Source organism: Microvirga sp. GN3 (assembly GCF_055792825.1).
Map to the genome: position 1 here is coordinate 1 of NZ_JBVVAK010000207.1, position 11,659 is coordinate 11,659.

The following is an 11,659-nucleotide window of genomic DNA, read 5'->3' on the forward strand; positions in this document are numbered from 1 at the left end:
GGCGCCGCTCCTCCATCTGCTCCGGCGTCAGATGCGTCGGACGCCAAACGTTGCCCTCCATCGCGCACCTCCTCACGATGACCGACACCGCCCTATGTTACACCCTCTGCGTGAAGATCATTAGTCGGCTCGAATTGGCTCGATAACCATTTGGTTACCATACTGGCCACCCGTCGGTGCATGGGCCGAACTGGTTGGCAGGCACGTCGTTAACCAGGCGGACTAGCTCAGTAAGGTTGCGTACATGACACCGATCCTGTCCCCTTGGGGCCGCCCAGCCCCGGCTGAAGCTCGCTCGCCGAAGAACCTCCGCCAGCGCGTTCTCGTGGTCGAGGATGAGTTGATCATCGGTGAGATTGCCGCTGAAGCTCTGACAGAGGCTGGTTTCGAGGTGTTTACCGCCGCGAGTGCCGAAGAAGCTCAAGTGATTTTGGCAGATGTTTCAGTGGATGTCTTATTTACCGACATCAATCTCGGCGGCCGGGACGGATTTGATCTAGCGGCATCAGCTTTGACGCTCCAACCCCTTCTGTCGGTTGTCTTTACATCGGGCCGCCCGCGCGCCTGTCACGGGATGTGCGCCTCTGCGGGTGTCCCGTTTCTTCCAAAGCCCTATCGATTGCCGGAAATGATTGAATTGATTGAGCGGGTGGTGAAGCGCGATCCAACTCAGTGAAGCGGAATAGGCTGAGATCAGAGGTTCGTCGGCGCAGTAACCAGATGAGGCTTGGTCTTAGCCCTGGCCTTGAGAAGCATGGCTTTGATGTGATGCTCGACCTCTGGTTCATTGACAGCGAGCTGGTCTGCGATGTCGCTGGTGGGGACCCCAGTGGCTAGAAGCCGGAGCACAAGAGCTTCCTGCATTGACAGCACAGGCCGCGGCCGCCTTCCATTTTCGTTGGCGGCTGGATGACCATCCGGCTCAACCTGGCTCTGCGTTCTCTTTGCCGTCATAAGTCCCCCCTGGGAAGCGGAATATGCTCCCAGCCTTGTACGTGATTATTGGGGAACAGACTTTGCCGAGTGGCGCAAACACTTTGCAGTTTGGCGCATCGGCCAGTCCCAGAAGGGGTATTCTTTAGCAGGCAAAGAACAAAGGATGGTTGTTCTAGCCGACCAATGCCCAATTGCCGCCGGTCGGCAGGTTCACGGTGAGTTTCTCGTGGCCGTAGAACAGGGTCTTCGACACCTGATACCGGACCGAGCCTTCAACCGGCTTGAGAGATGGGGACGTAGAAGAAGGGGCTTGGATCTTGGCGTCGTCCCGCGCCTGGCGGGTGGCAGCGCAGCGGAGATTGTGCCTAGCCTCGAAGAATCCTGTTTCCGGCCAGCGGCGGCCGTTGGGACCGATCAAGGCAAAGCCTTGCCCCTTGGTTTCGACCTCGACATCGAAATCTTCGGGCAGAAGGCCTTTGGTGCGCTCCCGCAGGAGGTCCGGCTTACCCATTTCCGAGCAAGGTCCGTCGCTCCACTGGCCGTTTGCCTCGATAAGCAAAGCTGCATTGTATGGGTCGGTCTCGAGCTTTTGCATAGCGATGAGAGCTCCGGTGGCCGGCTGTGGCCCGTCTTCCCCTGGTTCGGGTAAGCGATAGGTGGTTGCCGGGATCGGCAGCTTGCCCTTGTATTGTTTTCTGCGCTCGGCAAGCAGAGCCAGGAAGGTTTCCTCTGATGATCCCTTCCGGCTGCTGCAGCCTGGCATGAAGCCTGTCTCGCTGATGAAGGGCTTGCCCGGATCGATCGCGTAAAAGCACATCCAGCGGTCAGGCGTGCAGATGGCCCGGATGCCTTCAATTTCGAGAATCCGCGGCGTCGTGTCCTGGATACCTTCCAAGCGGTCCGCCCACGGCTTGGACTGGGCGTCTCCGGAAGGGGCTTCGACAGGCTTCCTGTAGGCAAACACCGCATCCTTGACGGCTTCTTTGACGGCCGCTGGCATCGTTGGCTGCGGCGCGAACAAAGCATCGAAGTCGAACGCCATTTGACAAGCGCCGAGTGAGTTTCGGGGCATGAGTTGATCCGTGTCGACGAAGGAGGGGGAGGAGCTACGTGGCCGAGGCGGCGCGGGCGGCAAAGTTCCGTGGCGTCGGGAGCGTGGTGTAGGAGCTGAGGCGGTGGGCCCCTACCAGGAGCCTCGTGTGATCACACGGCGGGCGGCATCTATCCACTCTTGGTCGCCATATCCATGATAGCCACCGATGACTTGAGCCCCGGCTGGCGCAACTGCACCTTTGTCGAGCATCGTGATCTTGTCGCCGTAGCGGTTGAGGAACCGGCAATCGTAGAACACGGACGCCTCGCCTTGGGTAACGCTCATCCGATGGCGTTCGATCGAAACCTTGGACGGCTCGAAATCGGGCAGGGGCCGTTTCGTGTCGTGGATGACTTCGGCCCAAGCCTCGGTAGCGGTAAACCTGCTGACGATCGTACCCGCCTCATCCGTGACCGTATGGCGCCCGTCGGCCCCTGTAAGGGCGTCTCGCTTGTGGGAGAGCCCGCGAGCCTTGAGAGCTTCGTTGAGCGTCGGTTCCTCAGCCAGCTCGACCAGCAGATCATCACCATCCCGCTTTACGCGGAACTTGTATCCCTCGTGCTGGAACCCGGCCCAAGGATCGTCTGGTGTCAGATCCTGAGCATCGAACATCGTCTGGGTGGCTATCGCCCGAATGGTTTCGCGCCCCTGAGGACCCAAACGGTCATGGAGCTTGGCTCTCAGGACCAAGAAGGGGTTATCTGCCCGTCCGGTGATCTGTTCCTTGAACATGCTACGCCCTTTTTGGGGTTTGGGTTCAGCCTGGCACGCCCTCGCCTATCGCCAGTACAGCACAGACTATGTGCCCCAGGAGACGGCCGCCCGCGCCGCGAAACGCGGCCTCTGGTCGGGATCGTTCACGCCGCCATCCGAGTATCGCAGGGGAGGGGCCAAGGCCTCAGAAGCGAGCCCTGATGCTTGGAGCGTGGGCCGCATCCTTCAGATTGTCGAAGGCATGTTGGAGCTCTGGAAGAAGCTCTAAGTCTCGGCTCGAAGGGGTCAGAACCGACATTGCCCTCAGGTTGGCGTTGTGGCTCCTCGGATTGCATTCTCCTGATCGTCTTCATCGTCTTGAATGTCACCCTCATCCGGATCGATGAGATCGTCATCCAGATCATCATCACCCTCATTCGGATCGATAAGATCGTCGTCCAGATCATCGTCATCCTCAGCATCAAGGATGGCCTGAAGCTCTGCGAGTTTGGCCTGGGGTGAAACTGCATTCTCATATGTGGGGGTCTTATTCGTGGTTGCTACAGAGCTATTCGCAATGACGGATGTGGCTCCGATGAGAAAAAGCAAAAGCAGCTTCCGCATGACGTCTCCTGAGGTTGAGGCGTCTTAAGCAGGGCTCAAGAATGGGTCAATTTCATGATGGCTGTTGTCCGGCACGGTTCCGGAGTCTTCCAGATTTCGTTAGCGCGTGTTTGGGAGCAGATCTTATTCCGACCCTTCGCAAGCCCGTTAACCATTCCCGGTGGAAAACGGTTAACGAACCCTCAACCGTGCTAAACCCGTCTCCATCAACTGAGCCGTATGGAGCGCGAGGCACCGTGCAGGTTTCGACCCAAATTGCCGATCAGGACTTTACGTTCTTCACCTGGCGCGGAACGGTCCGAACCGTCTTGTCGTTTGGACGCGGCACGCGCGAGATCCTGATCCAAGCGAGAGACGGAACCCGGCGCAGCATCACAGTGCAGCCGACCATCCGCATTGAGCCGGACCATGACGTGTCGCTTGTGTACGCGCGTCGATCAGGCCTCAAGAATGGCGTGCTTGTCGGAATGCTCGACCACACCACCGACCGCTATTGTTCAATGCCGCAAGGCTACGTGCCGATCCGGTTGAAGCCGTCGCTGTTCGTGGACATCATGAAAGACATCGAGCGATATTCCTTCCCTGGAACCGCGTTCCTCCTAACCGTCTTTGCCGCCGCTGGCCTGTTTTGTGCCGGCGTGACCTATCCGCTCCTGACCTGGCTCATGATTGGAAGCGTGTTGACCGTTCTCCTCTGGGCGTTCAACGAACTGGCAAGCTGGCAATCCGAGGCGGCCGACAATCTGTTGATCGCGGGCACGGAAGACATCTTGGACCAGATGGCGACCGCCGAGCGGGTCGCCAACAGCCCCGAGCCTTATGACAGCTACGGCGCGACGTGGGTTCTAGATAGCAATAGAGGTTGGAGCGCTCCGGCTCTTGCACCCGCTCCGAGCCCGCGGACAGTGCAGACCAAGACCTATCAGCCTCGCAGCGGCTACGGAGCTTTCTAAAGTTACAGGCTGACCACGCAGTTTGTTAGTCGCAACCAAGCGACGAATCCTGCTGAAAGTAGGGGGTGCGAGCCCCCGCCTCACCTGCTCAATGTCCACCACCTCCGAAATAACCATTGAGGACAAGCAGCAGGTAACCCACCGTCAGGTAGGCGTAGGCAAGCTGGGACAACATGGTACCTCCTTTGGTAACCAACTTCCGTTTGACCGGAGACCCAGAGCCGCCTACAACATTGGTGTTGGACTAGTGCTGTTGAACGGCGCTGGGTCTCGCTCCGTGGACGAGCTGGCCGGCTCGCCGCGAAGTTCAGTTAAGCGCTCCGTCCTCTTCGAGGCGGGGCGCTTTTCTTTCTGTAGCTCCACTCTGCCTTCTTCGTGTTGTAATGCAAGGATCGTTGCGCCGCAGCAAAGGACCTAATGAAGTGGACGAGACCGCCATGTGACTCTCTGCTCTAGGAAGTAACATTGAATGGCCGTTCGGCGATCCATAAAGTTCAAAATCCTGTTCACGCTTGCGTCATGATTATTGCCGCAGAGGCGATCTCTTTCCAGCGACTGAAAACCTGCCCACACGGCCCTCAGCGCACCTCCGGCGCTTGATGAGGAGCGCGGTGGCTTCGGGCCTGCTGCGCTCCGCTCCGGGCGCGACTGCCGTTTAACGCGCCTGGACAGCTTTCGCGGGAGGGCGAGCCTCCCATTTCACAAAGCCGCCGCCGTTGCTCATGACGCCGGCGACATACACACCTGAGTAGGGCAGGGCTGACGTACCAATTTCGGATAAGGTCGTTTATGGAATGCTTGATAGCGATTTGGTCATCTGCACGCAGTTTTCAGCCACGCCGGTCAACTCTGTTGGATCCCAACTATCCCGCGTCCACCCTGTTTTTTCGTAATACCCTACTGCATCGGCTGCCGCATTCACGCGCAACTCAATGATCCCAAGGCGCAACGCCTCCCCATCAATGAGATCACTCAACATGCGGCCATGCCCTTCACGCTGCCGCTCTGATCTGATGGCAACCAGTCGTACCACCCCGAGAGAACCGCGCTGATCGAGCCGCACAACCCCAATGGGGGCACCATCGAGGAGCAGGAGATAAGGCACATTACCCTCTGCACGATCATCCGGATGGTGCTCATTGTATTCAAACTGATGTCGACCAGGAGGAAACAGAACGGCACGTCTGATCGCGTGGAGTTCTCTCCAATCTTCCGCCGCCTCTACCTTCTTCAACTCGTACATGTGCTATCCACGTTGTCACTATCAGCCTTATCGAGAGGAAGGCATCCTCTCAGACGATTATGAAATTCCGATAATGTCCTTTATGGAATGCCTGCCTTAGGGCAGCATAGAGCCTATAGACGAGGCAGGCAGGGCGTGCGCATGGAGATTAGAGTGGCCCGTACCGAAGACGCGGAGCAGGCTTGTATGGTGCTGCGGCGTTCGATCCAGGATCTATGCCACGCGGACCACAACGGAGATGCAGTCAACCTGGCTCACTGGCTCTCCAACAAGACCCCGGAGAACGTGGCGTCTTGGATCAGCAATCCCCAGAGCCTCGTTCTCGTCGCGACGGAAGGTGAGACGATCCTCGGGGTAGCCGCCATGACCAAGGCTGGCGAGATCACCTTGAACTATGCTTCGCCCGATGCGCGGTTCCGCGGCGACAGCAAGGCCTTGGTCGACCGGCTGGAGGCTCAAGCCCGTGATCTGGGTCTGGACCGCTGCACTCTCAACAGCACCGAGACGGCACGCCAGTTCTACCTGTCTCTCGGTTACCAGGAGCAAAGTGCGCCAGCCAATGGCTCCTGCCGGTCCATGGCAAAAGCCCTGATCTGACACCGGATCTCGGAGCAGAATTTCCGAGAAGGCCCTTTATGGAATGAGCAGGTATGTCATGGTTATGGGTGTTCTGAGACAGCGATAACCATGGATATCCCTGACCTGCCGCCTGACATCAGCTTCAATCGCCTGGCCCAAATGCCTGAAGCGATGGACTTCGCTTTTGAGGTCAAACGGGCAGCTCTGGGGCCTCACATCATCGCCCGATGGGGGTGGGACGAGGCGTTTCAAAGAACCTTCCATGAGCAGCAGTTCCGCGACCGTCCAGTGTCGTGCATCATGTACCGTGGGCAAGCCATTGGCACCGTCGCCCTCACGGTTGCCTCCGACCACATCCGTTTTGATGACTTCTACCTGTTCCCGACCCACCAGGGTCAGGGATTGGGGACGCGGATCTTGAAGCACTGTCTTGCAATTGCGGAGGCACAGGGAAAGCCGATGCGCCTACAGCACCTCAAGTGGAACCCGGTAGGATCGCTCTACCGACGTCACGGTTTCATGGTGATCGACGAGACTGAATACCACTTCGTCATGGAGCGGCAACCTGGCGGAACTGAGCTCGCCTCATGAAGGCGGATTTCCGATAAGCCCCTTTATTGAACAGGCTCAGTCCTTGCCGGAACGCCTCGTTAGCAGACATTCGCAGTTCTTCTATAGCTCCTACTCGTGACCCAAAGGGGCCTTAAAGCGGCAACCTGCGCTCCACTATGGTTTTGAAATAGGTGATGCCGAAAGGAATGGCGTCATCGTTGAAATCGTAACGGGCGTCATGGACGGACGCGGTGTCACCGTTGCCAATAAGCATGATGTTACCCGGACGCTCTTCCAGCATGAACGCGAAATCTTCCGAGCCCATCAGAGGTTCGAGACTGTCATTCACATTGGCATTCCCGACCAACCCTCTTGCCACGCTGACCGCGAACTCAGTTTCGCGGGCATGGTTCACAGTGGGAGGACACACCCGTCTGTAAGCCACCGAAGCTCGTGCTCCGTACACTTCCGCCGTCTTCTCGGCGATGGCGCATACCCGCGCTTCAACAAGGTCTCGCACAGCCGGATCGAACGTTCTGGTTGTTCCGCCCATCTCAGCCCATTGGGGGATAACATTGCCAGCCTTGCCGCCGTTCAGAAAACCCACGGTGACGACAGCGCATTGCCGGGGGTGGACGTTGCGCGAGACGATGGTTTGAAGCGCGAGAAGGATGTTCGCACCAACGATGAGAGGATCGACACTGACATGGGGCGACGCCGCATGGGCTCCCTTCCCGTCGATTCTGATCCGGAACCCATCGGCTGAGGCTGCGATTGGTCCGGCGGCTGTCGCGAACTGGCCAATCGGGAGACCTGGCTCGGTGTGCATCGCGTAGATTTCATTGATGCCGAACCTCAACATTAAGCCATCATCGACCATCGCCTTCCCGCCGCCTCCGCCCTCCTCAGCCGGCTGAAACACAACGGCAGCAGTGCCATCGAAATTCCGTGTTTGCGCCAGGTTCCGAGCCGCACCCAGCAACATGGCCGTATGGCCGTCATGCCCGCAGGCATGCATCACGCCCTTTGTTTTCGAGGCCCAAGGTACGCCCGTCAGTTCTTCAATGGGCAAAGCATCCATATCGGCTCGCAAGCCAATGACCTTACCGCTTGTCTGTCTTCGGCCATGGATGAGGCTCACTACGCCGGTTCTGCCGATGCCGGTTGCTACCTCATCGCAGCCGAAGTCCTTGAGTTTCGTGGCGACAAACGAGGCTGTTTGGTGAACGTCGAACTGGAGCTCAGGGTGGGCATGAAGGTCACGTCGCCATTCAACGACCTCACCGTACTCCAGATTATTGGCGCTCATCAGCTTTCCTCTCGTGCCGTATTACCTCGTTTTGGCGTGTAACCAGACACAGACTAAGCGATTTCTTGAGCGTTGCAATGACGGCAATTGGCACACTTGAGACATTGCGGTGTGGTCCGCTCCGAACGCTAGAGCGGACATGTGGAGGCCCCCGGTTTCTGCCAAGCCGTTCGCCGGTTGTGAGGTTCTCGACGCAACTCGCGGGACGAAGGCAAAATCCCGGGGGCCCCTTGCGAGAGAGCCCGCCTCTGTGGGTGAGGCGGGCTGATGCGAGCTTTGGGTAAGCACTGTGCTGAATTAGGGCTATCCTATGCGCGCGTCCTCATCAAGTGTAGAGGGTGGCAAAGGATGGCTCAGTCCTTCTGCTAAGTAGTTGTGTAAATTTGGCTTTATCTTTGAGTTTGCCTCACCATCTCTCAAAAGCATGCCATCAGTCTGCCTCACCTCGGAGACTACACGCTCGTTTGAATTTGGTAGAAGGCCGGTATGGAGTGCGGAACCCTGCTCTGACAGATGTTCCTTCCGCAGGACTCCTGGAGGTGTCAGTGGAACAGCGAAAGGACTTTGACCGAACGTTGATCATGGGCAACGGCGGCTGTGGCAAAACCTGGCTTGCACGCAAACTCGGCGACGTTCTCAGGCATCAGGTCATCCATCTCGACGATTTGCATTGGGAGCCCGGCAGCTATGGCACCGCTCGGGATCGAGCGTTGCGGGACAAGGACGTGCGAACTGCAGCTGAAGCGGATCGTTGGATTATGGAGGGCGTCTACGGCCAGCTCGTGCATATGGTGCTGGGGCGCGCCACGACCTTGATCTGGCTTGATCTGCCTGAAGACGAATGCATCGCCAACATTCAGCATCGCGGACTTCAAGGCGGAGGAAGCCAGACGCGCTTTCAGGACCTCCTTCAGTGGGTGGCCGAGTATCGCATCCGCAAGAATAACTGGAACTGTTTTGACGCACATAAAAAGCTGTTCGAACTGTTCGCTGGCCCGAAGGCGCTGCTAAAGAGCCGTGCCGAGATCGCCGCCTATCTGAACCGCATCGTATAGTTTGTCTCGCTTCTCACAACTGCGTCTATGGAATGAGAGTGGACGTTCCCGACATGCCCAAGAACTCAGCCCCTCTATGGTGGCCACTATCTGTGACCGAGGTAGGATCATTGTTCTCGGATGCGGAGTTCCCATGGTGGATCGCCGGCGGTTACGCGATCGAGTTCGCTGTCGGGCATCCATTCCGACCTCACGCCGACATTGATGTTGTGCTCCTGCGCAAGGACCAACTTCTGGCCCTGAGGACGCTCAAAGGATGGGACTGCTGGGCTGCGGGCCCGCCGGGCACTCTTCGCCCATGGAGGCTAGGGGAGGTTCTGCCCGGTCATGTCTCTGATGTCTGGTGTCGGGAGGAGCCGACGGGCCCCTGGCGGTTGCAGCTGATGCTCGATGATGGTGACGAGAGGCACTGGCGATCTCGGCGCAATAGCTTGGTCACCAGACCGATTGATGAGGTGGGGCGCAGGAGCCCTAAGGGCATCCCGTTCCTGTCTCCCGAAATCCAGTTGTTCTACAAGGCCAAAACACCCCGCGCCAAGGACTGGTTGGACTTCACACAGGTGCTTCCTCGGCTAACCTACGCCCAGATAACTTGGCTGGGTGAGGCCATTCTTACCGCTTACGGCGAAGACAACGGCGGGCTGACCGAGCTCCGTCAGCGGCTTCCGTAATCCGCATGTGGGTCGGCGCCGCAGGGGCAGCTTCGAAGTGTCTGGAACTCTCCACCATCTTACATTCGACGGGTTGCGTAATCGGCGACGAGAACAGCCGTGTGGCACGCAACACGAGAGACTACTCGTATGTTAGGCTCCAGCGCTCAGACCGGAGCCAACATTGCTTCTCTGGAAGATCCGCTGTGCGGTACAAGCGTGACACCCGCCTCCAGTCCCCCTTCGCGAAGGCTGCGGCCAGGGCATGCTCCGAGGCCTCGTCACGCATGCCGGCGCAGGGATAGATCGCGACTGGTGACACCCAGCAGGCCAGGAAATCCTGCCCTCGGCGCGTAATGAGGAAGACGGCCCCGCGCCGGCTGATTGGACCGGGCCCGGCCGAACGGAAGCCCTCGTCGGTGGTCAGCGGCAGGATGAGCCTGCCGCTGTCGCGGAGCCGGTCGAGCCAGGTGTCGGCAGGCTTCGATGTGCCGGCATTGACGTAGATCACGTCCGCCGGCTCGAAGGGCACAAAGGTTCCATCTCCCTGGATTACGGAGACGTTGGCATAACCGGACAGGTTCTTCTCCGCCCGAGCTGCCAGATCCGGCTCGTACTCGATGGCGCTCACGTGCCCGGATGAGCCAACCATCTCAGCCATGATCGCCGAGTAGTAGCCGACGCCGGCTCCGACATGGACGACGTGTTCGCCCTCCCTGGGAGCTGCACAGGCGAGGAGATGGGCGTGCAGGGACGGTTGGCCATTGTTGATGTGCCGCTCCGGATCGATGCCAACAAGATCGTTGGTGTAGAGATAGACCGGGTCCGCGCTGGGGGTGGGCGCGTAGCCGCTCTGCCAGAACCGGAAGATCAGCCAGGGGCCTGGATCCAGGAAGTGCTCCCGTGGAACGGCCGCAAACGCATCCTCCACCTGTTGGCTGATCACCGGCCGGTTGGCCGCCATGATCTGCTTGGCATAGGCGCGCCGGACGATTGCAAGCTCATTCTCGGTCATTGATCTGGTCCTCGACGGTGTCATCATTCTTCGGGGGGCGTGTGGCAGCGCCTCGCAACGCGCGACAGCCGCCTGGACGACGTTTCGGATTTCCGTGAGCGCGGCTCGGAGACTTCGGCCGGAGGCCGCCTGCATGAGTTCTGGATCGGCAGCGTCGACGATGTCCGCCGCGAGGCTGGTAAGGACGTTATCGAGCTTTTGCTCTGGTCTGAGGCGCTTCATCGCTCGCAACCTCTTAAGTTATGGCGCAGCAGGGTCCGTCTCATGCGCTTGCGGGCACTGTCGTATTCCGTCTCGGATGAGCCGTATCGGAGGCGGATCTCTGCCACTGATAGGCCATCCTCCAGCCCGGCGATGATCTTGAGGGCTGTTTCATCATGGGCGAGCAAGGCATCGAGGACGGCAAGCATCTGGACGGCGGCGGCCGTTCGCTCGGGATCGGCGTCGGGCGCTTCGTCGGCCTGATCAGGAGGCCAACTGGCGCTGGTGCCCTCCAGGCTGACGATGACGCTTCGCTCCCGTCGCATCTTCCGCCAGTACTCGTCGCAGACACTGCGCATGCTCCAGGCCAGGAAACTGATAATCGGTACACCAGGCGGCCAGCGGCGCGTGCCACCGAGGGCACGCATGATGGTTTCGTTGAGTACATCCGCCCATTCGACCCCTGGGAGACTACGGGCTCTGAGCCGGGCCAGGGCCTTGAGGCGAAGCAGATCGCCCTCCGACAGGGACTGGATCGCGCGGGCAATGGCGGCGGTCGCCTCGTCAGCCTCTTCACTGCGGTTCACGGTGTGGCTCTGCATGTCCTGGATCGGCTGGTAGCCTGTCTATCCGGTTTTGATGAGGTGGACGCCCCCCAACGGCCTCGGTGTGCCAAAGTGGAGGTGTTGAACTGCACCACTTGAGGGAGGCGTCCATGGGAGAGGTTAGCACAATTGGCTTGGATCTGGCGAAGAA

The 11,659-nt window shown here is 59.1% G+C and carries 15 protein-coding genes; 7 read left to right on the forward strand and 8 right to left on the reverse strand.

All coding sequences use genetic code 11. The features are described 5' to 3' along the window. Window positions 1-244 precede the first annotated feature (244 nt). Window positions 245-676 (forward strand): response regulator, encoded by a 432-nt coding sequence (locus tag ACS5Q1_RS42910; protein ID WP_473103948.1) that lies wholly within the window; start codon window positions 245-247, stop codon window positions 674-676. A 17-nt stretch (window positions 677-693) separates the two neighbouring features. Here the strand turns inward: ACS5Q1_RS42910 and ACS5Q1_RS42915 are convergent, their stop codons facing one another. The 3 genes from ACS5Q1_RS42915 to ACS5Q1_RS42925 form a co-directional block, all read right to left on the reverse strand. Then, window positions 694-954: a LuxR C-terminal-related transcriptional regulator gene (locus tag ACS5Q1_RS42915; RefSeq protein ID WP_473103949.1), complete on the reverse strand. Its 261-nt coding sequence runs from the start codon at window positions 952-954 to the stop codon at window positions 694-696. 154 nt (window positions 955-1,108) lie between these two features. After that, window positions 1,109-2,008, reverse strand: a complete 900-nt coding sequence (locus ACS5Q1_RS42920; RefSeq protein WP_473103950.1) for a hypothetical protein — start codon at window positions 2,006-2,008, stop codon at window positions 1,109-1,111. A 111-nt stretch (window positions 2,009-2,119) separates the two neighbouring features. Beyond that, window positions 2,120-2,761, reverse strand: a complete 642-nt coding sequence (locus ACS5Q1_RS42925) for a hypothetical protein (protein WP_473103951.1) — start codon at window positions 2,759-2,761, stop codon at window positions 2,120-2,122. On the opposite strand from ACS5Q1_RS42925, the gene ACS5Q1_RS42930 reads away from it, so the two are divergent. Then, window positions 2,760-3,011, forward strand: coding sequence for a thermonuclease family protein (locus tag ACS5Q1_RS42930; protein WP_473103952.1), 252 nt, complete (start codon window positions 2,760-2,762; stop codon window positions 3,009-3,011). The two genes, ACS5Q1_RS42925 and ACS5Q1_RS42930, sit on opposite strands and share 2 nt — an antisense overlap. A gap of 35 nt (window positions 3,012-3,046) precedes the next feature. On the opposite strand, the gene ACS5Q1_RS42935 is transcribed toward ACS5Q1_RS42930, so the two are convergent. After that, window positions 3,047-3,346 (reverse strand): hypothetical protein, encoded by a 300-nt coding sequence (locus tag ACS5Q1_RS42935; protein ID WP_473103953.1) that lies wholly within the window; start codon window positions 3,344-3,346, stop codon window positions 3,047-3,049. A 236-nt stretch (window positions 3,347-3,582) separates the two neighbouring features. Between ACS5Q1_RS42935 and ACS5Q1_RS42940 the strand changes: the two genes are divergently transcribed. After that, window positions 3,583-4,299: a hypothetical protein gene (locus ACS5Q1_RS42940; RefSeq protein WP_473103954.1), complete on the forward strand. Its 717-nt coding sequence runs from the start codon at window positions 3,583-3,585 to the stop codon at window positions 4,297-4,299. 787 nt (window positions 4,300-5,086) lie between these two features. Here the strand turns inward: ACS5Q1_RS42940 and ACS5Q1_RS42945 are convergent. Further along, a complete protein-coding gene (locus ACS5Q1_RS42945) occupies window positions 5,087-5,542 on the reverse strand; it encodes a GNAT family N-acetyltransferase (protein WP_473103955.1) in 456 nt (151 codons plus the stop codon). Between the two features lie 153 nt (window positions 5,543-5,695). Between ACS5Q1_RS42945 and ACS5Q1_RS42950 the strand changes: the two genes are divergently transcribed. Next, complete coding sequence (locus ACS5Q1_RS42950) at window positions 5,696-6,139, forward strand: GNAT family N-acetyltransferase (protein ID WP_473103956.1); 444 nt, start codon at window positions 5,696-5,698, stop codon at window positions 6,137-6,139. A gap of 90 nt (window positions 6,140-6,229) precedes the next feature. Then, window positions 6,230-6,712, forward strand: a complete 483-nt coding sequence (locus ACS5Q1_RS42955; RefSeq protein ID WP_473103957.1) for a GNAT family N-acetyltransferase — start codon at window positions 6,230-6,232, stop codon at window positions 6,710-6,712. A gap of 112 nt (window positions 6,713-6,824) precedes the next feature. Here ACS5Q1_RS42955 and ACS5Q1_RS42960 read toward each other — a convergent pair whose 3' ends face one another. Next, window positions 6,825-7,982 carry a M20 aminoacylase family protein gene (locus ACS5Q1_RS42960; RefSeq protein WP_473103958.1) on the reverse strand — a complete coding sequence of 386 codons (1,158 nt, stop codon included), beginning with the start codon at window positions 7,980-7,982 and terminating at the stop codon, window positions 6,825-6,827. A 581-nt stretch (window positions 7,983-8,563) separates the two neighbouring features. On the opposite strand from ACS5Q1_RS42960, the gene ACS5Q1_RS42965 reads away from it, so the two are divergent. Both ACS5Q1_RS42965 and ACS5Q1_RS42970 read left to right on the forward strand, forming a co-directional pair. Then, on the forward strand, window positions 8,564-9,037 hold the full coding sequence (locus tag ACS5Q1_RS42965; RefSeq protein WP_473103962.1) for a P-loop NTPase family protein: 474 nt from the start codon (window positions 8,564-8,566) through the stop codon (window positions 9,035-9,037). Window positions 9,038-9,090: 53 nt separating this feature from the next. Then, complete coding sequence (locus tag ACS5Q1_RS42970; RefSeq protein WP_473103959.1) at window positions 9,091-9,708, forward strand: nucleotidyltransferase domain-containing protein; 618 nt, start codon at window positions 9,091-9,093, stop codon at window positions 9,706-9,708. Window positions 9,709-9,829: 121 nt separating this feature from the next. On the opposite strand, the gene ACS5Q1_RS42975 is transcribed toward ACS5Q1_RS42970, so the two are convergent. Together ACS5Q1_RS42975 and ACS5Q1_RS42980 are read right to left on the reverse strand one after the other, a co-directional pair. Further along, window positions 9,830-10,924: a protein-L-isoaspartate O-methyltransferase family protein gene (locus tag ACS5Q1_RS42975; protein ID WP_473103960.1), complete on the reverse strand. Its 1,095-nt coding sequence runs from the start codon at window positions 10,922-10,924 to the stop codon at window positions 9,830-9,832. Beyond that, on the reverse strand, window positions 10,921-11,490 hold the full coding sequence (locus ACS5Q1_RS42980) for a sigma-70 RNA polymerase sigma factor region 4 domain-containing protein (protein ID WP_473103961.1): 570 nt from the start codon (window positions 11,488-11,490) through the stop codon (window positions 10,921-10,923). Before ACS5Q1_RS42980 ends, ACS5Q1_RS42975 begins: the two co-directional genes overlap by 4 nt. Between the last annotated feature and the right edge of the window lie 169 nt (window positions 11,491-11,659).

What these genes read in the sequence shown, in the direction of transcription:
- ACS5Q1_RS42910 (WP_473103948.1), top strand. Translation starts at nt 245, where the DNA reads ATGACACCGATCCTGTCCCCTTGGGGCCGCCCAGCCCCGGCTGAAGCT.
- ACS5Q1_RS42915 (WP_473103949.1), bottom strand. Translation starts at nt 954, where the DNA reads ATGACGGCAAAGAGAACGCAGAGCCAGGTTGAGCCGGATGGTCATCCA.
- ACS5Q1_RS42920 (WP_473103950.1), bottom strand. Translation starts at nt 2,008, where the DNA reads ATGCCCCGAAACTCACTCGGCGCTTGTCAAATGGCGTTCGACTTCGAT.
- ACS5Q1_RS42930 (WP_473103952.1), top strand. Translation starts at nt 2,760, where the DNA reads ATGCTACGCCCTTTTTGGGGTTTGGGTTCAGCCTGGCACGCCCTCGCC.
- ACS5Q1_RS42925 (WP_473103951.1), bottom strand. Translation starts at nt 2,761, where the DNA reads ATGTTCAAGGAACAGATCACCGGACGGGCAGATAACCCCTTCTTGGTC.
- ACS5Q1_RS42935 (WP_473103953.1), bottom strand. Translation starts at nt 3,346, where the DNA reads ATGCGGAAGCTGCTTTTGCTTTTTCTCATCGGAGCCACATCCGTCATT.
- ACS5Q1_RS42945 (WP_473103955.1), bottom strand. Translation starts at nt 5,542, where the DNA reads ATGTACGAGTTGAAGAAGGTAGAGGCGGCGGAAGATTGGAGAGAACTC.
- ACS5Q1_RS42955 (WP_473103957.1), top strand. Translation starts at nt 6,230, where the DNA reads ATGGATATCCCTGACCTGCCGCCTGACATCAGCTTCAATCGCCTGGCC.
- ACS5Q1_RS42960 (WP_473103958.1), bottom strand. Translation starts at nt 7,982, where the DNA reads ATGAGCGCCAATAATCTGGAGTACGGTGAGGTCGTTGAATGGCGACGT.
- ACS5Q1_RS42965 (WP_473103962.1), top strand. Translation starts at nt 8,564, where the DNA reads ATGGGCAACGGCGGCTGTGGCAAAACCTGGCTTGCACGCAAACTCGGC.
- ACS5Q1_RS42970 (WP_473103959.1), top strand. Translation starts at nt 9,091, where the DNA reads ATGCCCAAGAACTCAGCCCCTCTATGGTGGCCACTATCTGTGACCGAG.
- ACS5Q1_RS42975 (WP_473103960.1), bottom strand. Translation starts at nt 10,924, where the DNA reads ATGAAGCGCCTCAGACCAGAGCAAAAGCTCGATAACGTCCTTACCAGC.